The organism is Shewanella sp. SM101 (genome assembly GCF_025654465.1).
GTDB classification, from domain to species: domain Bacteria; phylum Pseudomonadota; class Gammaproteobacteria; order Enterobacterales; family Shewanellaceae; genus Shewanella; species Shewanella oncorhynchi.
This window is the reverse complement of the sequence record NZ_JAKKRH010000014.1, coordinates 21,085-43,541: the sequence shown is the minus strand read 5'-3', so window position 1 is coordinate 43,541 and position 22,457 is coordinate 21,085. Positions and strand designations below refer to the sequence as shown.

Here is a 22,457-nt window from a genome sequence, read left to right as displayed (position 1 = left end):
CGAAGGGAGATGATATCAGGCTTTATCGATTACGAGATTTAACACTCGAAAGTTCAATCGAATTTATAGATTTACAGAATCTAATTTACTCATTTTACATTTAATATCAGAAGATTAGACTAAACACACTCAGTAAGACAATAGAAGGAAAACGCCATGATTAACATAGGTATCAATCAAGCTCACAGAGAAGAAATCGCCGCAGGGCTAAACCAACTATTGGCCGACAGCTACAGTCTTTACCTTAAGACCCATAGCTTTCACTGGAACGTTACTGGCCCAATGTTCACTAGCTTACACTTGCTATTTGAACAGCAGTATACCGAACTTGCCCTTGCGGTCGACCTTATCGCAGAGCGTGTACGTGCATTAGGTGCCAGAGCACTCGGCTCATATTCAGCCTATGCCGCGCTGACCGAGATAAAAGAAGATCAAGGTGTCACTCAAGCCGAAACCATGATCCGCGAACTATTAAGCGATCAGGAACTGGTGATCCGCAATGCCAGAGCCTTGTATCCGCTGGTGAATCAAGCGAATGATGAGGCAACTGCGGACTTGCTCACCCAGCGCATCCAACTGCATGAGAAAAATGCCTGGATGCTACGCAGCTTACTCGCAGAATAATCGCTAAATAGATGATTGCTCTAACCAAAACAAAAAAGTCGCCAAGTAAGCACTTGGCGACTTTTGCCTTTAAAGCTTGATCAAACAGAATAGATTAGAGGTACTTAATCCAAGCCTGAGTGCTGTGCTTTTTATATTCGCTAAATCGCTTAACGGGATAATACAATGCGATGGCTAACACGCCCGCGATAAACCAAACCCATCCTATATTGCTCACGCCAAAGTACTCACCATGGTTTACGCCAAAGATGAATTTCGCTAAAGTATAAAGCAGTAACAGCACGTACAAATGTAAGATATAGAAGAACATAGGGACTGAGCCAAACACAGACAACCCATGGCCCACTCGCGCTAATCCCCCTCCCACTTTCCCACTTGATGCAAAATACCGCTCAAAGGCCACTAAGCAAAAGAACATGCCGCCTAAGGTCACCAGTAAAAAGCTTAATGATGGCGGGTATTTCGTTAAATTAAATACCGACATCAAAGTTTCACCCAAATGTGCCCCCGACTGCCAAGGCAAGGTTTCGCCATAAAGGTTAAACCCACGTAGTACCGCAAAAAGTACCCAACAGCTGATCCCTAAAAACAGCAGCTTTTGCTGGCGAGCCGATGCATCAAGATGGCTTCCGTTCGGTTTATTACTAAAAAGTGGCCCTGCAACATAACCCAGTAAAATCACCCCAATCCAAGGCAGCACGGGATAACTCACCTTAACCCTAAGCGCACCTTCGCTGACGAGATAACCGCGGTCGTGCAATATGGTCCACAGACCGTAAGCCCACTCACTGGGCTGAAAACCAATTGGTGTCAACAGATTATGGCCAAAAACAATCGCAAATCCTAAAAGGGCCATCCAAGGTCTAGGCAGGTTTATCAGCGCAGCGAGCGCTAACATACTCAGACCAATCACCCAAATCACCTGCAACCAAAGGGTGTAATAGCTGACCATCCAAGAGAGGTTAGAGAAGTTAATCACTAAAATTTCCAGCGCGATTAAAAACAGCCCGCGTTTAATCAAAAACATACGTGCTGAACGTGGCTCGCCATGGCTACGATTGGCATAAAGCCATGCAGAAACCCCGGTTAAGAACACAAAGACCGGTGCACAAAAATGGGCGGCAAAGCGACTCACAAAAAGCCCCCAAGAGGTCGAACTCAAATCCATAGGATCGCTCACCTGCATGTGAAAGAAAAACCGCTCCCGCACATGGTCGAGTAACATAATAAGCATCACGGCGCCGCGCATCATATCGATACTATTGATCCGGGTGCGGCCAATAGAACGACCCAATTCTTGCTCGGCAAAACCTGAAGATAACGCTGGATTAGCACTGATATTAGAATTCATAGCTGACACTCACTTTAATGCTACGTGGCTCACCCGGCACGGCCCAAAGAGCGGAATAGCTACTTGCGATGTAATGTTCATCCAGTAAGTTATCCAGATTCACTCCAAGGCTTAAGTTGTCGCTTAAGTGGGTGCTCATAAACAACCCAAGTAACTGATAAGAAGGCAATTGAAAACTCGGATCGGCAGAATCACCGAGACGCGAATCCACATAACGCCAGCTAAGCCCTAGATGACCATCAATAGAAAGCCTATTCAAATCCTGTTTCAGAATCACACTCGCGGTATGCTTTGGCACATTCACCAGTGGACTGCCTGCAGGAATGAGCACGCCCCAATCAGGATTCAAACTGTCATTGGCGGTACGGGTATTAAGATAGGCATAGGATAATTTTGCTTGTAAATCCTCCGTCAGTTCAGCGGCTAAATCGAGTTCAACCCCGCTACTTTTAGCTTTACCTAAGGTGGCAGAAAAACCAACATTGATAGGATCTGAGGTCAAGATATTGCTCTTTTGGGCATCGAACACGGCTAAACTACCGTTTATAGGAAGATCGTTTAACCAAGTACCATTAAACTTCATCCCCAGTTCAACCGACTGACTCTCTTCCGCTTCGAAGGGCTTACCCGCAAAGTCAGTTCCAGAAAGCGGTAAAAAGCCTTCAGAATAAGAGCTATAGAAACTTAAGGCATCGGACCATAAATACACCAGACCCACCTTGGGGCTGACTCGACTATCGGTTTGTTCTGACAGAGTATCTTTCGCGACTTCACTGATATCTTGCTGATAACTATCGAACCTTAGCCCAAGGTGCAACTTCCACTTTTCTGTTAAATCCATTTGATCTTGCAGATAGGTCCCCCACGCTTTTTGAGTCTCGTTATTCTCATACAACAAACTCACCTCTGGCTGAGGCCCACCGTATTGAGGGGTATAGATATCGATGGCGTATTCACCTTTTTTGCCCCGATAACGATACAGTCCCGTCTTCAAATTGTAGTGATAGGCATCGGCACCAAGCAGCAAATTATGACGAATAAAACCCGTATCCACATGACCACTTAACTCTAGACGCAGCGAATTATCCTCAGAGGCGTAGTCACGATATCTGTGCTGCCTAGTCAGCGTGCGACCATCATCAAATAGCGATTGCCGCCCCTTTGCTAACTCAGCATCAGACGAATAACCCTTCAAACTAGAGTCTCGGTAGTTATAGCCAGCAGTTAATGACCAATCATCATTTAATTCATAGTCATAGGTCAGTTGATGCCCTGTGGCATTCACCTTAGTTGCGTCATCATTAGGCTCACCTAAATAACGCGTGCGTGGTACGGTATTAATATCGTTATTGAGCACAATAATGCCGCGATCGAATAGCTGTTCCTGCTTGATGTATTCCATTTCATACAGCAAGGAAGCTTTTTCGGAAATCTGCCAACGCACCGACGGCGTAACGATTTTTTTATCGCTAAACACATAATCACGAAAACTATCGTGCTCCTGCCAAGCGCCATTAATCCGAAATGCCAAGTTATCGGTTAAACCTGAGGTCACATCACCTTCTAACCTATATTGGTCGAAACTCCCCGCAGATGCTTTTATATAACCACTGGTTTCATATTGGGGTTTCTTAGTGACGATATTGACTGTGCCACCGGGCTCCGAGCGGCCATAAAGTGCCGAACCTGGACCTTTTAAAATCTCAACATAGGCAACGTTTGATAAATCTCTATGACCACTAAAACCTCGGCCACCATTAAAGCCATTGATTAAATACCCCGATGGCATGTTTTCGTTGCCCGGAAAGCCGCGCAGAGAAAAGCTATCCCACAAACCGCCGCCATTGTTTTGCCGCGCCACACTGGCGGAATAATCCAGCACATCTTGAAACCGCGTCAGCCCCGCATCTTTGATCAATTGCTCGTCTAACACACTGATCGCTTGGGGAAGTTCAGTTGAGGACACATTGCCACGATAGGCTTGGCGATAGTGGATACTTAAACGTTCAATATCAGTGTCAAGCACTGCGTCACTAACAGTATCAATAGCTTGTGAACTCAATTGGCTGCTTTCTGCGGCCAACAACATTGAAATAGGATTGAGCACAAATAAGGCGCCCAGCAACAGCGCAGTGCGCTTAGGGACATAAAAAAAAGTCATTTTCACTCCGAAAATAAACAGCATCGGCGCCTTAGCTAAGCCAAGGCGCTCAAAGTTAATTAAGATAAATTGAATAAACAGTAACTTATGCTGTTATGGGCGGAGCACGACTATTGAAGAAACGACTAAAAGGTCGCTTAAAGGAAACGGCCTGAAACTCAACCGAGATATAACCCTGCTGAGCGAGTTGAAAATGAAAGGGTGTGCTGGTTAGCGCATGCTGCAACTGGTGCTGATGTAAGCACAGCGAACAATTGGCCTTAGAGTCTTCACTAGCATGGGAAACACTGTGAACAGCAATAGCAACAGACAATAGCACCAATATGGCAGCAAGCCATATTGCTAGGGTGCGTCTTGTTTGTATCACACTATTCAAACCCTACTTCCTCAGATAATTTGGCAGGCGATTGTATGTTAAGCACTACTAAAGTTGCAAACCGATTTACCTAAGCCGTAGGGCTTAAATGTTACAAGAGGTAACTTATCTCATGAGTCATTAGCTATGCCGTCCATAGACTATTTGCAGCCAGCTACTTTACATAACCCTTTAACACATCATCAATCATAATATTAAGGGATGTTATGCCCGCCCCAGTTATATACCAAGCCTCGGGATCCACAAAAATAATGTTCCCCGTCTTCCAAGCGTTAGTTTCACGCAAAAGAGGATTATCAATAGATTGTTTATCCAATACGGGGCTTCGCTCCATCACTGCGGTTCTGTCAACCACGTAAATGATGTCGGGATTGTTTTCAAGAATAAACTCGCTTGATACAGGTTGACCGTGCAATCCCATCTGCTCTGAAAGGCTAGCGGGTTTCACCCCTAGTGCGCTGTAAATAAACCCATAGCGAGAACGAATACCTAAAAATCGAAAAGCGCCGTTATTATGTAGCACCACCAAGGCTTTTTCAGGCCTGTCCTTAATCACCATTCTGGCGGCTTGGATCTTACTTTCCAGTTCATCCACTTTATGTTTTGCCAAGGTTTGCTTATCGAATAATTTACCCAGCATCAATAAGTGTTTTGTGACTATATCAAAGTAATCGCTGTTGCTGTCTTGGTAATCAATATCCAAATGAATGGTTGGTGCCAAATTGGAAAGCGCTTGATAATGACTAGCTTGAACGGATGACATCAGCACCAAATCGGGTTTAAGTGCATAAATACGTTCCATATTGGGTTGAACGATAGCGCCTAAATCAACGATATCACTATTGTTGCTGTAGTCTTTCAGGTAGTAAGGAACAAAATCCTTTGGCATACCGACAATGGGAACACCCAACTGTTCGAGATAGTCGACTTCATTCATATCTAGGGCCGCAACGCGTACTGGCCGTTTTGTAATAACAGTAGTGCCCAACTTATGCTCTACCTCTATCGGGGCAAACTCCAACTCAACCGTTGAAGCACTCGTATCCGATGATGCAGGCTGTAATGACTCGGTTTTATTGTCGCAGGCCAGCAAAAAAGCCGAGCTAAATAACAGAATCGCTACCACTTTAGTCCCACTTCTACATTTCGACGTCACTTGTATTCTCCTTGTAAGTTGAAGTTGAAATAATTACATACAGTTCCTTGACTCGTTTTCAGCACCTCAAGATCCAGTTCGTACAGTGCTTTTAACCTTTGTGCTGTGACGACCTCTTCAACGGGTCCAGCGCAGTGCACAACGCCTTGCTTCATACCGACAATATAGTCGGAATAGTTAGCCGCAAAATTGATATCGTGAACCACTAACACTACCGTTCGTTTGTAATCATCACACAGATGGCGAAGTGCCCGCATTATGCTAACGGCATGTTTCATATCCAGATTGTTGAGCGGTTCATCTAACAATAAATAATCCGTTTGCTGCGCAATCGCCATTGCCAGAAAAGCCATTTGGCGTTGTCCACCGCTAAGTTCATCAATAAATACATTGGCTAATGACTGTAAAGCTAAAAACGACAGCGCTTCATCAATGGCACGATGATCTTCCTTTGTGAGTGCCCCTTGGCTATAGGGAAAACGACCAAATGCCACTAACTCCCTGACCGTCAGGCGTAAATTGAGGCTGTTAAACTGACGCATGGTTGCCACTTGCTTGGCATAATCCTTCAAAGGAATATTGTGGATAGCAGTACCTTTGAGTAATACCTCGCCCTGCTGGATATTCAGTAACCGACCAATCGACATCAGTAAGGTACTTTTGCCGGCACCGTTGGGGCCGATAAGAGAAGTCATCTGATGTTCGGGAAATTGTGCAGTGACATTTTTTAGCACAGGTTTCGCGCCATAAGACTGATATAAGTTATTGACGGTTATCACACTGCGCTCCGAGGTTTAAGAATTAAGACAAAGAAATAGGCGCCACAAAATAGATTAATTAACAGCCCAACACTGGTTTGATAATTAAACAGATGCTCAACGAGCATTTGCGCGATCAGAAAAACCGAGATAGCAACGGCGCATCCTGTTATCAAAGTAAATGAGTGCGACGGATGCCTTGCCAGTGCATAGGCCATGTTCGCGACAAATATCCCCATAAAGGCAGTCGGCCCCACTAAACTGGTTGATATTGCGACCAATACCGCGATAAGACCCAATAGCAGGCGCACCACTTTTTGATAATCAATACCAAGAGAGATAGCTTGCTCCCGCCCCATCAGTAATACATCAAGTACAGCACGCACTCTCCAAGCGGCAATACACACAGCACTGACAAGTACTAGAGAGATAAGCAATTGCTCTGGTTGAGCGCGGTTGAACGACGCTAAGCTGTAGCTCTGGAAAATAGAAAACTCACCGGGACTGATAGAATATTGGATTAACTGAGTAAAACTGCCTAACACCACAGTGAGCACTAAGCCCACAAGCAGTAGGAAGAACACATCATGTCGATCTCCACTAAATAGCCAGCGGTGAATCGCCATTGAGTAAAGCAACATAACCACGACTGAGACAAAGAAATTGCTGTTAGCGGTGATCAGAATACTGCTGCCCGTCCCTAAGATAAGGATCAACAGAACCTGAAAAATCAAGTAAATCCCTTCATACCCCATGATAGATGGCGTTAAAATGCGATTTCCGGCTAAGGTCTGAAACAGTATCGAAGAAAACGCAATACAGACACCACCAAGGCAAATCGTAGCTAAACGCACCAATCGATTCGGTATGACATAGTCAAAATCAAAGCCTGAGCCCATCAATAAAAATGTGACTGCCAACATAATAGGCAGCCCCCAGCTCAAAAAACGCCATGCACTGTCTTTCATTTGATTTTCCAAACGATAACTAGAAATATGAGTCCACCTAAACAGCTTGCCGTTAGACCTATAGGAATTTCAAAGGGATACAAAACAAGCCGACCAAGCAAGTCACAGATAATCAGTAGTGTTGCGCCAGCAAAGGCGATAATAGGCAAGGTACGTTTTAAATTATCGCCGTAACGCATAGCGACAAGATTAGGAATAATCAAACCAATAAATGGAATACTCCCGACTGTGATAACTGTGGTGGCTATGGTTAGGGAAACCAGTACTAACCCTAAGATAACTAGGCTGAAATAACTCAGTCCTAGTGTGGTAGCCAAGCCTTCGCCCATTCCTACAATGGTAAAGCGCTGTGCATAAAGGTAGGTCAGCATGACTATGGGAAGGATCAGATAGATGATTTCGTAGTTACCCTGCACGATTTTTGAAAAATCACCCAGCATCCATCCCTGCATACTCTGCATCATATTGTTTTGATAAGCATAAAGTTCCGCTATCGCACTGAGTACACTGCCAAACATAATCCCAATAATTGGAATGAGCACCGGACTCTTATACCGAATACCACGAATAATCAGAATAAAGGCTAAGCTCGCAAGCAGGCAAAAAACCAAAGCCCCTAACATTCTGGCGGTGACCCCCATACTAGGAGCATGAATGATTGAAATTAATATGCCTAGTTTGGCGGCATCAAGCCCGCCACAAGTAGCAGGTTCAACAAACTTGTTTTGCACAATCTGCTGCAATATCACGCCACAGACAGCGAGCCCTACACCTGAGCAAATCAAGGCAAAGAGCCGCGGCAGACGACTCGCAGATAACACCAACCAGACATCATCCGATAACGTCAGCATCTGCGTCACAGAGGCATACTTTGCGCCTAGCAGCAATGAGGCAAAACAAAGCACAAAAAAGCACGTCAGTGCATAAACCACCTTCACAAGCTGATACTTCCTATACGCAATAAATCTTGTACTAATCTGCAGCCGTTATGAGGTTTTCATATCGATGCGCTATGTTTGAGCCTTATCGGATCCCCCTGCCTTTTGGGCATGGGTAACGGCAATCCCCGCTAACACTAAGTCACGTTTTCGCTCCCACCATTTGCGGGCGCCCACCTTCATGATGTCTACCATCGCATTTATCTGCTCAGCTTTATCAGGGAGCTTGGTGGCTTCATCTTCCCAAATTGCGATAATTCGCTCTTTACGTGTCCGACCATCGGCTTCTGGTTTAGTGGTTGACCACCATCCCAAAAAGCACTCCCCCACCATGTCAACTAAGATATCAACGGCAAGCACTGCTTCATCGAGGGAGAAGCCTTTTTGTTGCAGCTTTTCGACCGACTCAGCAAAAGAACGTATACCCGATGACGGCGTAACACTGGCCTGATGGATAGACTCAGCGAGGCCAGGATGACGCTCATAGAGTGCCCAAATGGCATCGGTCAATATGATCAATTCGCTCCGCCAATCGGTGGCTGCTGGCGCTCGCCAGTCCAGCTCATTAATTGCAAGCTCAGCAGCAATGGAGATAACATCATTTCGACCTGCTACGTGATGGTAGAGGGAAGAATGATCGACCTTTAAATGCGCGGCTATAGCAGGGATGGTCGCTTGATCAACCCCAATCTCCAACGCAGCTCTGGCGATAGCCTCACGGGAAATACGGCTAGGTCTGCCACGCTGGCGTTTTTGAGTAGGTTGCTCCGGTACTTGTGTCATATCGATAAGGTTTCCAAGGCAAAAAAGCCATTCTAACCGCTCTTGCTACCCGCTGCATGGCAATACCCAATACAGCGGGTAGAAGCTAGCCGCTAAAACTTCGCCCTAACACCTACACCTATTTCTCGAGGTTCAAGTAAATATGCATCCACGCCTCCGGTACTTCTGTCAGCCATTTTTGCCACAGGTGCACGTTCATCCAGCAAATTGCGTGCATAAACAAAGGCTTCAAAATATTGGTTGATTTGATAGGAAGAATTCAGGTTTACCGTAGTGTAAGATCCCACTCTTAACTCTGGCTCATTGGTATCCGTTGAAAAGTATCCATCCGTATGGCGCACATCACCGCTCACTTTGATAGTGTCTGTGATTGAATAGTCAAACCCTATATTGAGCATATATCCCGGCGCTTTACTAAACTCGTTGCCGACAAACTCCTCGCCACGGTAGTCATTAAATTCACTTATCTCAGTTTCAAGTAAACCCAGCCCACCATATAGGCTAAAACTATCGGCTACTTTAAAGTTCCAATCTAATTCAATCCCATAGCTTTGCGCTTCATCAGCATTAATAATGACGGAACCAAAGGGTCGTCCATCTAGGTAGTCAGTAACTGAACGTTGTGAATCCTTAAAGCGGGTGTAAAAGAGATTGCTATTTATGATTAAGCGCTGTTCAAGCAGATCGATACGGGTAAAAAGTTCATAGTTCCATGCCGATTCGGCATCGAATGTATAATATTCGCCGCCGCGGAAGTTAATACCTGTGCCCCCTGGAATGTTACCTTCACTGATCATAGCGCCGATTAAGACGTTATCTGTCAGATCATAGGACAGGGCAACTTTAGGTAATAAAGCCGTAAACGTCTCTTCATATTGATGGCGCACGTTTGGGATGTAGCTGGCAATACCATCGTGGCTAATTTCATCAGACTGATAACGAAGAGCGCTGGTGAATGCCCACTTGGGTGAGAAGCGCCATATGACTTCACCGTAGGGGGCAAAACTGGTATGTCTCAGGTCGGCGTCGGCATTACCAAATACGTTGTTCAGCTTATTGTTGGTTTTATCATCCCAGTAGAAGACACCGGCAACCCCACTAAACTCTGAACTCTTGTCACCAAAATTCAGCCTTATATCATTCGAAAAGTTTTCATTATCTCGTTTTGCAATCCCTTGATAAGGTGCTGCGAAGCGATAATCAAACTGCCCTTCTGAATACTGCAGTTGGTTATGCAGCTTCATCCCATTGTCGAACACATATTCAAGATCAAAAATTCCAACATGATTGCTGACTTCTTGATTATCCTGAAAAATTGAACGATTTTCTAAGTCATCATAGGGTTCTGATACCACCTCATTTCTGGGACGTTTAGCCTCCGTGGAGGAATAAGTCAGCATGGCGGAAAAGTTGCTGTATTTTTCGGGTTCCCATAGCAACTTCGCCCGTAGATTTTGGTTTTTAAACTCAAAATCCAAATCATGGGCAGTAAACTCTGGGTTAACGTAATCAACAAAGGTATCTCTAGCACTGTAATCTGCGCTAATTCTTGCGGCAAAGTCATTACTGAGCGCACCAGATGCCATAACCGAAAAACGCTGCTTATTCCGACTGCCATAAAGTGCTTGCGCTGCAAATTCTGGCGTATAAGTGGGGTTATGGGTATGGATAACTACAGCGCCAGCAATACTGTTGGCTCCTTGACTGGTCGTTTGCGGACCACGGTAGACTTCAATAGACGACACATCCCACACACCTGCGGCGCCTAAATCCAGTTCTGCGGGGCTCAGATATTTACCATCAACACTGATAGTAGCCCCGGGTACAGGCTTAGATAAGTAGGCATTACCCGCTGCTACAGGCCCTTTGGTATCCGTACCGCGGATAATGGGCGCATCGGTATTTCCGGCATAAATTAAATTTGGTGTACCGCCGAGAATTTCAGAAATCGTTGATTGGTCGACATTTTTCCTCAACTGTTCTTCGGTGATTACTGTCACTGAGCTCGCCGTTTCCTTCAGCGTCCGCTCGATTTTCTGACCGTAAACTGTGATAACTTCAATATTTCCCGCTGCATCTTTTTGCTTGGATTGCTTATCCGGAGCAGTTCCACTGTCAGCAATAGTTGAGCCTGAAATAGCGCTAAGCCCCAGCGCAAGAGAACCGATAACCCACTTTGATTGTGGGTAAAACTTACCAAATCGGGGCATGTGTAATAACTCCTTATACGAAAGATTTGTTGCCAATGAGAATAGTTATCAATTATATTATCGCCGTTCAAAACATTTATCAACACTGTGTTGATAAATAAAAATGACCGCTTAATATGGTCGCCATCTCATGGTGGTTCAATTTTTATGAAACAAGGAATTTGGCTCGTGGATGTTCATTTGCCCATAAACTCTGGCACTCAGACTATTTTTTACTCTGCAATATCAAGACTTCATCGCTTCATTGGCCTTGTGTTAATCACACTTTCCAGACCGAAGCCCAGCCTGTTCCACTTCGATTTTTTAGGTGAACATTAAAATGCAGCGACTTTTCAGTCCCACTTCAACATTAGCCTTCGCCCTACGTCCGGCGATTCCCGCACTCACTTTCGGAATGCTGCTAGCGGCAGGTGCTGGCGTGATGGCACTAAGTGCACTCTGGTGCGTAATACAGCTTATTGCTGGCCATCACTCGCTATGGTTAGCGGGGGCGCTCATATTTGGGGTCGCATCAGCGTTGCTATCAGCTGGCGCATCTTGGGTTAACCACAATGCTGAGGCGCAATTTTCTGGAAGATTAAGACGTCATGTTGCAGCGCATCTTGTCAGGCTGCCACCAAGTACTTTGGCAAAATATAAGGGCGAAAAGTTAAAGCGATTAATGGTCGATGACATAGCGTCATTGCATCATATGATCGCGCATTTACCCTCAGAGTTAGCGACCTTTATCATTGTCCCTGCCATCACTATTGGTTTGCTGATCTTAAGTGCGGGCTTAGTGGCATTACTTGCCCTTATCCCAGGCCTAGTCGCAGCGCTTTTCTATTTGGTGGTGATCCCAAGGCTTGCTGCAAAACAGGGTGAAGCACGAGTTAATGTGATGGGAAATATCACTGCAGCAGTAGATGACTACGCCCGTGGTGCGCCTGTATTTCGCATTTATGGCGCACAAACGGGTGCTATGGCCGATTACCAAAAGGCAACGACACATTTTATTGGGGATATTCTTGAGCGGGTAAGCAAGGTATCCACTTCAGTCGCCGTGGCCACATCACTACTGCAGGCTGTCTGTACTTTTGCCATTGTCTATGCCATCGGATATGAATGGCCGCCAGAAAACCTTGCTGCGGCCTTATTCTTCAGTCTGGCCATAGTCACGCCAGCCCTAAAGCTCGGGCATGGGCTTGATTATCTTGCCACGGGCCGCGCTGCCGCTCAGCGGCTAACGGATTTTCTTGAGCAGTCGATAGTCCCTGTTGGTAACGGCAATATTGAGCTTAATGCAAATATGCCGCTCACCCTCACGAATGTTGTGCCTTCACTGTCTACAAGCAATCAATCTGTGCCCATTAACTATCAATTTAGGTCTGGCAGAGTGACAGCAGTTACAGGGATCAGTGGTGTTGGTAAATCCACATTACTGCGCTTATTAGCTGGCATGGAGCCGCTACATGCCGGAGATATTCGACTCGCTGGTATGGTACTCAAAGAGATGGATGAAACCTCGATTAATCGCGCGATCATGCTATTGCCGCAAGGTGCGGGACTACTGGCAACCTCCATCGCCGACAATCTCGCACTCACCGCACCTGATGCCACGGATGAGGATTACTTAGTGGCATTACACTGTGCACAATTGGATAAACCCTTAAATACTCATGCAAGCACCTTGTCTGGTGGTGAAATACAACGGGTTAATCTTGCCCGTGTGTTTCTTTCACCCGCTCGCGTGATATTGCTTGATGAACCTACATCGGCCCTAGACAGCGAAACGGCATTTAACGTGTTCACAGCACTAAGCCATCACGCAAAAACAAACCACAAAACGATTGTGATGATCACCCATGACTTAACGCTTTCTGAGCTGGCGGATGACAAGCTCACACTCAAGCATTATCACATGGAAGGAGAAGGCCAATGATAAATCGTCCCCAAGATTACGCCGCCATAAAACACTTAATACCTGTTGCCTGCGGTTGGGCTGTGGCGGCCATATTGGAAGCGGCATGCTACATTCAACTGGCTTTAGCCATTATTGAGCAGCAATCACCACAAATAGTGCTATTCATTGCCGCGATAACCATACTCACCACAATACAGGCTTCGCGTTCTGGTTTTTGGGCTGGCGCAAGGCTAGCTAATGCGCTCTACAGTGCCCTAGGCGCGACCATGCAACAAGCTAAGCTCTCTTGGTTTACACCCAGTATCAGGACACTACTCATAGAAACTGTCTCTCGGAGTATTCCTGGCTTTATGAGTATTCCGGCACATCAATTTCAGGTCTTTATTCATGCACCGCTTATTCCGCTCTGTATTACTTTTGGCATCGGATTGATCGGTGGCATACCACTGGTAATGATGTTGGCTAGCTTGTTGCTCATATCATTTGTGATTCAGAGTATGGCGCAACGGGCCCTTGCCCGCGCAGATATGGACCGAAACAACGCTGAACTGGCAACGAATCAATCCACTCTTGAACTTATAGATCACGTAGAATTACTCCGTACAGCAGCGGGATACAATCGTGCGACCGAGCGTTTAGAGCAAAACTGGCAGGCGCAAGAAATCGCACTGGGTCGAACTAATCGCGCCGCCGCTATAGCGACATTACTGTCAGCTATCGCCAGCTTTTTACCTATTGCCGGCATGGCTGTCTATCTCGTGTTATCAGGCGTAAACAATACGACAATGCTGCTCGCAGTCTTGATGTTGACCATGCGCGCATCAGCGCCACTTGAGACTCTCGCCGTGGCGGCAATAAGCATTAATGATCAGTTAGCGGCTATTAAACACTATCGACAAGCGACTAATGCGCCAACGCTCAAAGAGCCAAGCCAAGCGCAACAAAAGACACCGCACAATCATACAATCGAACTGAATAACGTAACATTTCCCCCTGCGGTGCAAAATATCAATGCCACTATCGAGCCAGGTGAACGCGTGCTGATTTGTGGCCCGAGCGGTTCAGGTAAAACCAGCTTACTTAAGTTATTGATGCGCTTTGATGATCCCACCCTAGGCTTGATCACTTTGGGCAAGGTGCCACTCACGTCAGTCCCCGCTGCTGAACTTGCCCGCTTTTTCGCCTATGTGCCGCAGGATCCACTCATCTTTACCGGCACCATTGCCAGTAACATTCGTATTGGTAACCCTGATGCCGACGATCAAGCCGTAGATAAAGCGGCACGTCAAATGGCACTGGATGAAGTATTAGACAGATCAGAACTGGGCATTTACCAAGAAGTCGGCTTGCAAGGCGCAGGGTTATCGGGAGGAGAACGCCAAAGGCTTGCCTTAGCACGTGCGCTTATCAAAAATGCGCCGATTCTGATAATGGATGAGGCCACCTCGGCATTGGATGAGGAGACAGAAAAGCGCGTAGCCAAGGCTATTTGTGAACAGAGTTGTACACTGGTTTTAGTTTCGCACCGAAACCAATCACTTTGGCAGCCAACCAAGATAATAGAATTTCATCAATCAGTTGCCTCAAAGTAGGATCGGCTTTCTACGCATTAAAAAACTGAATTACAGATGTCTTACACAGATTATAGTGATTAATTTGTCGTTACTGACCAACATATCAATGAGTTATGTACTGCAGCCGAAATGACATGAATCATTTCGACTGCAGTTATTGCTCGTGCAAAGGAAGATGAGCATCGCTGTAGAACCGACCAAGCCTTGTTGGCATAACGCTCACTGAATCAAAGCATAAATACTCGAACTTCCTCTCGCTTTTGAGCTTTAAAATCCCTCAAACTATCTGCCACCCGTTAATAAACTAGTAACCATATTTTGCGACAGGGTGCCAGTTTTTATTAACATCCTCTTCAATAAACTTTTGTTTTTCTTTGATTAAATCCGATTCAACTAACCCTATCGCTTGATGGGCCTTTTCCTTAGTACTGCTATCTGGATAAGTAACTTGAGTCACGTTAAGTTGCTTCAATATTCCAGCGAGCAGATGACGTGCTTCGTTCGCTTGTTCGATGGCTTTATCTAAAAGCTGCTTACCTTCTTGTGGATTATGTGCATACAAACCATGTGAAGACATGGCAAAGTCCCAGCGCCACTGACTGTGTCGTATCGCCATAATGGGCTCATTCATATTCTCCCATTTAGCACCAGCATCCCATGCAGCTTTAGCTTCATAGTGGGCTTTGACGAGCAGAGCTTCAACTTCGCGGGCTTTGGTCTCAATCGTTAATTTATTAGTCGCGAGCTTGGTTTCAATTTTGGTTTTACTGCTATGGCAGCCACTGCAACTGTTATCAAAATGCGGTAAGGCTTTATCAACTTTATGGCTAGTAAATTCAACACCTTTTGCATCCTGCTGGGTAGGCATATGGCAGGTAATGCAAGTGACACCGACTTCGGCATGTTTACTGCGACTCCAGTGTTCAAACTCAGGATGACGTGCTTTGAGTATGGGCGTTTTCGAAAGAGGATGGATCCATTCGAAGAAGCGGCGAGTGTCATAATATTTTTCAATATCATCTGCGGTGCTGCCAAAAATCCAGGGAATATTAACAACATTACTTTTTTCCGGACGAAAATAGTAAGTGACATGACATTGACCACATACCTGCGCACCTTGCATATCGGTATCTTGTTTATCGAATGGCAGGTGAATTTTAGCCATAGCCTCTTGGGCATGGGGACGAGGTAAAGTTAACTTATTAGTGCCAGATTCATGGCAATCACTGCAATACACTACGCTTTGGATCTCTTTGCCCAGATCGGTAAAGTTTTTAGCGGAGTATCCTTCAAATCCCAGTTGTTCAATCAATCTAGGGGCATCCGGTGTCTTGCAGGTCCAACAACTGGCGGATAATCCTTTCTCTCCTGCTTTAGGGGGGACACCTGTACGTAAAGTATGCGTCACATCAGCAACGGCAAAATGGTGCCCACGTGGGCTATGGTACTCTTTGGCATAGGAAGATCCTGCCCAGAGTATGATGCTGGCGGGATAATTGGCGAGCATATCCTCGCGTTCAACTTGTTCAGAGGTGGCTTGCCAAGATTGATATTGGTTAGGATATTTTTGTTGATTGCTAGTATCGGAAGCCGCTACAGATGCACATGTAGTTATGACGAGCAAGCAAATCATTTTTAGCAATATAACTGTTTTTAAATAAATTTTCACTTTGTATCCTTTTGTCCTAACATCAATATTAACCTGGGCGCCCATCGATACGGGGGCGAGAAAGTATCGGCAAGTAATGCCATACAAACAGTGCAAATGCGATAAACCAGCAACTGCCAGCCAACCATAACCAGACTTGGGTGTGGGCCGGAAACCAGATGGGCATTAATGCCCTGAGCAGTGCCGCTAATGGTAGGCAGATAAATGCCAAGATCATTTTCGGGCCCTCATAAATATTTCGACTTGTGTGCCCGAGTGACACTCTGGAAATCATCGAAAGACACAGGGTAGCCATACAACCAATAGCAAATAGGTGAAGCAGACTGCGATAGGCATATTCATTATCGAGATACCAACTCATGGCTAACAGGCTGAGTGGCAACATTAAATAGGCAAGATGCAAGGACCACAGCATAGGTTCTTTCAGTGTTTTATGGGGTAACCAGCGTGCAAATCGGACCAGCTGCAAGAGCCCTGCAATGAGCAGTAAGCCTCGCTCGACTTCCAGAGGTATAAGGTGGATGAGTGATTGAATGACGAGCAAGATCATTGTCAGGATCAGCGGGTATTCAATCCAAGTTAAGGGTTCTGCTTTGGTGGCCTTAATGCGCATCGCGGTAAAGAATGGAATGACACGCCCACCGACTATGGTGATAAGTAAGGCTAACCACCATAACATCGCCTGCCAGATCTGGTTGGCAAGAATAAAGTCGCGCTCAAAAAGGGCGTAATAGCTGACATTGTTAATCACGAGTGCAGCAAACAACATGATCGGAAAACCAATATTGCGCCATTGCTTCACCTTATAAATACAGCGCCATAGAGTAAGGCTTGCCATACCAAGGAACAAGGAATCAAACAAGGCGGGCAAAATGAGCGGAACTTGCATTGGGAGTAAGAGTAATAATCGTGCCAGTAACCAGCAGCTAAAGGTCAATGCGAGTGGCCATCCCTTTAATGTGGGTTGGTTGGTCCAATTTTGAACGGCAGTCAGCAAAAATCCACACACAATTGCCATAGCGAAACCGAACAGCATTTCATGTGGATGCCACCATAGCGGCAATATCTTGCTCCAAAAGGATGAAGGGAAAAAACTATATTGGGGAGTAAACCAAGTTAATAGCCATAAAGGGATATATAGCGCAGCTAATATTGCTCCCCCAAGGAAAAAAGGTCTAAAGCCTAAGCGCCATAACGCGTGAGTACGTTCGGTTTGTGTAGGATCATCAATATTTAGCATAGTTGTTAGCCGAGTAGCAGAACGATGATGAACACACTTAAGATGCATTCAATATAGCCCTTATATTGTACTGTTATGACCTTCAATTCAAACTAAATCTTAGATTTTGGAACTAAGATCCCAAAGATGAACAAAAAATAAAGTGTCGTGGAATACTCATTTCTGACAGCTAATAGGCTTGATCAATGTACTGCGGGTTCATGACGGACAAAGGTTCGATGCAAACTTTTACACAGGTAACGGCACAAACAGTCACACATTGGTAAATTTTAGATGGGATAAATACCGTTTTGATTTAAATAACCGTGGTTTTATCGGCCTATCTTATTTCGAACACAGCCAAGACTTTGATAGCGCAGGCAGCTCGATTTATAACGGCGATAACAGTTCAGATGATTATATGGTAACTCGCTTTAGCATCGATTATCAGGCTAGAAACTGGCGGATTAGTGGCTTCGACAACAACCTATTTGATGAACAAGCATTGACAGTAAATGAGCCTACAAGCCGCAGTTATGTGGAGAGTTACGACAGAAAAATGGAAATAGTACCGGCAATGGGTAGCGTTAAAAAATGGCGAGTTATTCAATCCAAGCAAAATCATTTTTTCCGTTTTATTCGACACAAAATAAAACGGCTCGCATATTTCTATGCAAGCCGTTGTTTTATTTGGCAGGGGTGGCAGGACTCGAACCCGCAACCATCGGTTTTGGAGACCGCTGTTCTACCAATTGGAACTACACCCCTGTTGACGTGGGGCATTATGCTAAAAGCACTTCCAAAGGTAAAGTACTTTTTATGGCAAAACTCATTAACTGAAGGTTTTTCAAACAAGTTAGGCTATTGCTGTTGATTTAACTGCCACTGAGATTAAAAAGCCATCGCATATTAGCTTAATGGCGTAGTAGATACTTAGTTTAAAGCCCATAGATTAAAGGTAACTAGACTAAATGATCCCACAACAAATCAGTTTGATGACGTCGAATAAGTGTGCCGTTTCGGCCATTTTGAGGTGCTTAAGGGTTAAAGACGCGCATTTATCGAAAAAAGATCTGAGTTCGATTTATAAAATCGGCGTTTTATAGTATAAGCATCGTCAATTTCATACACAGCTCGACGGAACCACTCATGTCTGACAAATTTTTCTTCAAGGGTCGTAAAACCCCCAAGCCGAAGCACGAAAGCTATGGCTACAACACTAAGCGTGCCGCTAAACCGGGTACAGAAGCATTACCATTACAATTAATTGTTGCCGACGAAGCGCGTAAACTCGAAGTTGCCGCGATTGTTGCCGAACACCAGCTGTTCGCCAATATCGAAGTCAATGCCGACGTCGCTGAAGATATTGTTGAATTAGACGGTTTATTAAATAAGCCTAAGACCACGACTTTCGAGAAAAAACCGAATCGTAACGAGCCTTGCGCTTGTGGTAGCGGTCAAAAATTCAAGAAGTGCTGCGGCAAGTAAGCGCTTTCATCAGCGTGATATAGATAGGGACTTTTGCTGTAACGCTTTTGTGCGTCGGGAATCGCCCCTTTTCTCCCCCCTCTTTTTAGTTTCTCTCCCCAAAGCCAATTAATCTTCCAACTTTGAGATAAAAATCCGCTGCAAATCGTTATTCCATAGCTGAATAATTTTGCGGGTCTTTTCTTTATTCCAAAAACATTTACCAAATAAAATTAAACCAGCGCCTTCAAAGCAGCGTTTATCTTCTATTTCAAATTGCGCTAATAATGGTTGCTTTATCCCATCGATAGGAATGCCGATATCTTTACTGTCGGCGGGGTTAAGCCAGCTCATCGTCGGGTCAGTGTGGGATATCGTGCCCCAATACATGTGGGGTTTATTGTCGCTTGGGTCCGCATCGGCAAAATTGACAAACAGGTTCTTCGCCCGCCAACGGTATTTTCGCTCAGCGTCTGTGTATACCCAGAGATCCGATTTCGCCAAATCTGTGCCGCGCAATAAACTGTGGAGTAACTTTTCGAGCCCTTGGCTGGGCACTCGTTTTTCAGTGGTATGTTCAGCGGTGTTAACTTGGTAGCCTGTTTTCGACTCTTGTATTCGATCATCCACTGACGATGCAATAGACACTTTCGATGGCTCAGGCATAGAGGACAATTTAGGCGTTGGCTCAGTCTTGCTGGTTAATACCTGTGCAGTCGAAACTTTGTTTGCAGGTGAATGGCGACGAGGTTTACGGCTAAAGTCGATCATTAAGGCATCGGCGTCCACCAGCTGTTGCTGCACTTCAATGGCATCTTGCTCCTCACGGGACTTTTGTGCTGAAGGTTTAAATTCAATGCAATCAGCTTGGTGATATCGCGAGCCAAAACAAGCGGCTTTACCGTCTTTTGAGGCTTTACGGAAATATGCTTTACCACCGCAGGCGGGGCAAATTAACCATTGCCGCAAACGCTCGATATCCTCATCGGGTAATTGTTGAAACTTAAAAACACTATAAGTCGTTCTCGCAATTAAATGATCCTCTGTTTCGAGTTCACAAATAGCATCTAACATAGTGTTCTCCTTTATTTTCGACTGCTGGCAATACCGCTATCTATGCCCAAGCATTAATCCCAAAAGTGATAACACTTAACAGAAGTAAGATGCCAAGTACGCGGTAAATCAAACCTAAAGTACTGGTGCCTTGTGAGCTCGCATCCGAATGTAATGACATGATTTTAACTTTTGCGGCATCTTGGGTTTTGTGTTTCATTCTGCATCCTTAAAATATTTCGCCAATGGCATTATCAAACTTGAAGGAATTAATAATGCGGCTTTTGCGGCACTCGATGCATGATAAAAGGGTGTCAGTTGAGTGATTAACGCGTTGAAGCATTTGAGTGCGGCCAAGGCATCGGCGGCGGCATAATGAATTTGCGCACTGGATAAAGGCACGAGCTGCCAATTCGATAAGGTGACTTTTTTAGGTTTGTCGATACGAACACCCAAAAGCGCCGCAACTAACTGGCGCGTCCCCATTTCCTTCTCCGCTCCAAGTTGAGCCAGTGCCCAATTTAAATCTAATGTTGATGCGACATTAATGCCCCATTGTCGCCTGAGAGCGTGTGCATCACTGCGTAAACCAACCCCGACTTTGAGTATGGTTTCATCTTCTAATAAGGCTTTTAACTGGGTGAATTGCTCACCCAAAATGGCATGCTGAAATAAATAACAGGTATCCACTGTCGCGATTTGAATAAGACTCAAGGGATGTTGCACGCCGCGCTCAAAGCTTGCACGGGTTTCAGTATCAAAACCTAAGACTTGCTCAACCTGTAATCGCGCGACAACCGCATCGAACTCCGACGGCTCAACCACCTCGATGCGGACATGTTGAAATTCAAAAGCTGCTAATGCTGCAAGTTCAATATCATCAATACGTGTAGTCAAAGCGATACGTTGCTGCAGCCACAAATATGCCCACTGACGCTGCGCTTGAAGTTGAGTTTTAGCTTTAATCGCATATTCAGCCTTGGCCGATACCTGCTCACTTTTCTGCAGCTCGGTCAAGGCATTGAGGTTATCAAGATAAGCCGTGCCAGCAGCATCCATTGCCGCTATTAATCCATCGGCATCTTTGCCAAACTCTTTACGTAACCAAGCCAGCTTACTCGGGGAGACACAGTACTTCATTAACTTCATTGTGCTCATCCTTGATGGTTGATGCGCGCAGCTAGTTAACTACGCAATTTCTGTATTCCTGTCATCGCAATAAGTGCAACAGCGCCAGCAACGACACCAAATAAGCCATTAAGAATACTTGGCGTCAGCACAGCAAACACAGGTCCAACAACACCAATGGCAGCAACCGCTTGTTCAGCATGGTGGATTTGCTCGCCGACTAGGTGTAGGCCATGAGTTAAAATCCCACCGCCCACCATAAACATGGCTGCCGTGCCAATAATCGTTAAACTTTTCATTAATACGGGAGCTGCACTCAATAAACCAAAACCTAATTTACGGTTCATTTGAGTTAATACAGAGGCACCTTCACGTTGACTCAAGTACAAACCCGCATCATCCATTTTCACAATTGCCGCCACTAAGCCATACACGCCTATTGTCATGACTATCCCAATGACAGCTAACGTAAAAAACTGTGTCGATAGAGATTTGTCCGCCACGATACCAAGGGTTATTGCAATAATTTCCGCTGATAACACAAAGTCGGTACGAATCGCCCCTTTGACTTTTTCGGCCTCGTAGGCGGCGAAATCTTTAATCTCAGGTAACTCATTCTCTACTTGGGTTTCGTGTTGTTGCAGGCCTTTTCTATGGCTATAGCTGTGATGCAGTTTTTCAAACCCTTCGTAGCATAAAAACAGTCCACCAAACATTAATAAAGGGGTGACAGCCCAGGGAATAAAAGCGCTGATAAGCATTGCTGCTGGCACTAAAATCAACTTATTACGAAATGATCCCTTAGCCACCGCCCACACTACGGGTAATTCACGATCGGCGCTTACGCCCGTCACTTGCTGGGCATTGAGGGCTAAATCATCCCCCAGTACACCCGCGGTTTTCTTTGCCGCCACTTTACTCATTACCGCTACGTCATCCAAAATCGATGCGATATCGTCAAGTAAGGTTAATAAACTCGCGCCTGCCATGCTAAATCCCTCTACAAATCATCTATAAACCATTCTGCTTTTGCCATAGTAGCTTAGTTAGATTAGTTGCGTATAGCGAAATGCTTTCCAACTTAACTGCTTAAGTTACTTACGTTATTGGGACTGCTTG

Annotated in this window: 19 protein-coding genes and 1 tRNA gene; 4 read left to right on the top strand and 16 right to left on the bottom strand. The window is 45.3% G+C overall.

Annotated elements, in window-relative coordinates; genetic code table 11:
- Positions 1 to 156: 156 nt before the first annotated feature.
- A complete protein-coding gene (gene dpsA / locus L5M38_RS09600) occupies positions 157 to 624 on the top strand; it encodes a DNA starvation/stationary phase protection protein DpsA (protein ID WP_028761488.1) in 468 nt (155 codons plus the stop codon).
- A 94-nt stretch (positions 625 to 718) separates the two neighbouring features.
- Here the strand turns inward: dpsA and L5M38_RS09595 are convergent, their stop codons facing one another.
- The 9 genes from L5M38_RS09595 to L5M38_RS09555 all read right to left on the bottom strand — a co-directional run bounded on the left by L5M38_RS09595 (position 719) and on the right by L5M38_RS09555 (position 11,325).
- A complete protein-coding gene (locus L5M38_RS09595; RefSeq protein ID WP_263166974.1) occupies positions 719 to 1,975 on the bottom strand; it encodes a DUF1624 domain-containing protein in 1,257 nt (418 codons plus the stop codon).
- Positions 1,965 to 4,136 (bottom strand): TonB-dependent siderophore receptor, encoded by a 2,172-nt coding sequence (locus tag L5M38_RS09590; RefSeq protein ID WP_263178953.1) that lies wholly within the window; start codon positions 4,134 to 4,136, stop codon positions 1,965 to 1,967. The genes L5M38_RS09595 and L5M38_RS09590 overlap by 11 nt, the downstream gene beginning before the upstream one ends.
- A gap of 85 nt (positions 4,137 to 4,221) precedes the next feature.
- The gene (locus tag L5M38_RS09585) at positions 4,222 to 4,512 is read right to left on the bottom strand and encodes a DUF2607 family protein (protein WP_028761491.1); all 291 of its coding nucleotides are present in this window, start codon (positions 4,510 to 4,512) and stop codon (positions 4,222 to 4,224) included.
- Positions 4,513 to 4,666: 154 nt separating this feature from the next.
- Positions 4,667 to 5,668 (bottom strand): siderophore ABC transporter substrate-binding protein, encoded by a 1,002-nt coding sequence (locus L5M38_RS09580; protein WP_263166970.1) that lies wholly within the window; start codon positions 5,666 to 5,668, stop codon positions 4,667 to 4,669.
- Complete coding sequence (locus L5M38_RS09575) at positions 5,665 to 6,447, bottom strand: ABC transporter ATP-binding protein (RefSeq protein ID WP_113939275.1); 783 nt, start codon at positions 6,445 to 6,447, stop codon at positions 5,665 to 5,667. Before L5M38_RS09575 ends, L5M38_RS09580 begins: the two co-directional genes overlap by 4 nt.
- On the bottom strand, positions 6,444 to 7,394 hold the full coding sequence (locus tag L5M38_RS09570) for an iron chelate uptake ABC transporter family permease subunit (RefSeq protein ID WP_263178952.1): 951 nt from the start codon (positions 7,392 to 7,394) through the stop codon (positions 6,444 to 6,446). Before L5M38_RS09570 ends, L5M38_RS09575 begins: the two co-directional genes overlap by 4 nt.
- Complete coding sequence (locus L5M38_RS09565; protein WP_317629811.1) at positions 7,391 to 8,332, bottom strand: ABC transporter permease; 942 nt, start codon at positions 8,330 to 8,332, stop codon at positions 7,391 to 7,393. The genes L5M38_RS09570 and L5M38_RS09565 overlap by 4 nt, the downstream gene beginning before the upstream one ends.
- 72 nt (positions 8,333 to 8,404) lie before the next feature.
- On the bottom strand, positions 8,405 to 9,115 hold the full coding sequence (locus L5M38_RS09560; protein WP_263177253.1) for a TetR/AcrR family transcriptional regulator: 711 nt from the start codon (positions 9,113 to 9,115) through the stop codon (positions 8,405 to 8,407).
- A 92-nt stretch (positions 9,116 to 9,207) separates the two neighbouring features.
- Entirely contained in the window at positions 9,208 to 11,325 is a 2,118-nt protein-coding gene (locus L5M38_RS09555; RefSeq protein WP_263178951.1) for a TonB-dependent receptor, read from the bottom strand.
- A gap of 319 nt (positions 11,326 to 11,644) precedes the next feature.
- Between L5M38_RS09555 and L5M38_RS09550 the strand changes: the two genes are divergently transcribed.
- Both L5M38_RS09550 and L5M38_RS09545 read left to right on the top strand, forming a co-directional pair.
- Complete coding sequence (locus tag L5M38_RS09550; RefSeq protein ID WP_263178950.1) at positions 11,645 to 13,246, top strand: ATP-binding cassette domain-containing protein; 1,602 nt, start codon at positions 11,645 to 11,647, stop codon at positions 13,244 to 13,246.
- Positions 13,243 to 14,820 carry an ABC transporter ATP-binding protein gene (locus L5M38_RS09545; RefSeq protein WP_263178949.1) on the top strand — a complete coding sequence of 526 codons (1,578 nt, stop codon included), beginning with the start codon at positions 13,243 to 13,245 and terminating at the stop codon, positions 14,818 to 14,820. The genes L5M38_RS09550 and L5M38_RS09545 overlap by 4 nt, the downstream gene beginning before the upstream one ends.
- Positions 14,821 to 15,106: 286 nt before the next feature.
- On the opposite strand, the gene L5M38_RS09540 is transcribed toward L5M38_RS09545, so the two are convergent.
- The 3 genes from L5M38_RS09540 to L5M38_RS09530 form a co-directional block, all read right to left on the bottom strand.
- Complete coding sequence (locus L5M38_RS09540) at positions 15,107 to 16,516, bottom strand: ammonia-forming cytochrome c nitrite reductase subunit c552 (RefSeq protein WP_263178948.1); 1,410 nt, start codon at positions 16,514 to 16,516, stop codon at positions 15,107 to 15,109.
- Complete coding sequence (locus tag L5M38_RS09535) at positions 16,500 to 17,711, bottom strand: NnrS family protein (RefSeq protein ID WP_263178947.1); 1,212 nt, start codon at positions 17,709 to 17,711, stop codon at positions 16,500 to 16,502. The genes L5M38_RS09540 and L5M38_RS09535 overlap by 17 nt, the downstream gene beginning before the upstream one ends.
- Before the next feature lie 670 nt (positions 17,712 to 18,381).
- Positions 18,382 to 18,458, bottom strand: a tRNA-Trp gene (locus L5M38_RS09530).
- Positions 18,459 to 18,839: 381 nt separating this feature from the next.
- On the opposite strand from L5M38_RS09530, the gene L5M38_RS09525 reads away from it, so the two are divergent.
- Positions 18,840 to 19,178 (top strand): PBPRA1643 family SWIM/SEC-C metal-binding motif protein, encoded by a 339-nt coding sequence (locus L5M38_RS09525; RefSeq protein WP_263178946.1) that lies wholly within the window; start codon positions 18,840 to 18,842, stop codon positions 19,176 to 19,178.
- Between the two features lie 108 nt (positions 19,179 to 19,286).
- Here L5M38_RS09525 and L5M38_RS09520 read toward each other — a convergent pair whose 3' ends face one another.
- The 4 genes from L5M38_RS09520 to L5M38_RS09505 are packed head-to-tail and all read right to left on the bottom strand — an operon-like array spanning position 19,287 to position 22,327.
- Positions 19,287 to 20,231, bottom strand: a complete 945-nt coding sequence (locus tag L5M38_RS09520) for a hypothetical protein (RefSeq protein ID WP_263178945.1) — start codon at positions 20,229 to 20,231, stop codon at positions 19,287 to 19,289.
- A 40-nt stretch (positions 20,232 to 20,271) separates the two neighbouring features.
- Positions 20,272 to 20,430, bottom strand: coding sequence for a hypothetical protein (locus tag L5M38_RS09515; protein ID WP_168822757.1), 159 nt, complete (start codon positions 20,428 to 20,430; stop codon positions 20,272 to 20,274).
- On the bottom strand, positions 20,427 to 21,359 hold the full coding sequence (locus tag L5M38_RS09510; protein ID WP_263178944.1) for a 3'-5' exonuclease: 933 nt from the start codon (positions 21,357 to 21,359) through the stop codon (positions 20,427 to 20,429). The genes L5M38_RS09515 and L5M38_RS09510 overlap by 4 nt, the downstream gene beginning before the upstream one ends.
- Before the next feature lie 35 nt (positions 21,360 to 21,394).
- Positions 21,395 to 22,327, bottom strand: coding sequence for a DUF808 domain-containing protein (locus tag L5M38_RS09505; protein WP_263178943.1), 933 nt, complete (start codon positions 22,325 to 22,327; stop codon positions 21,395 to 21,397).
- Between the last annotated feature and the right edge of the window lie 130 nt (positions 22,328 to 22,457).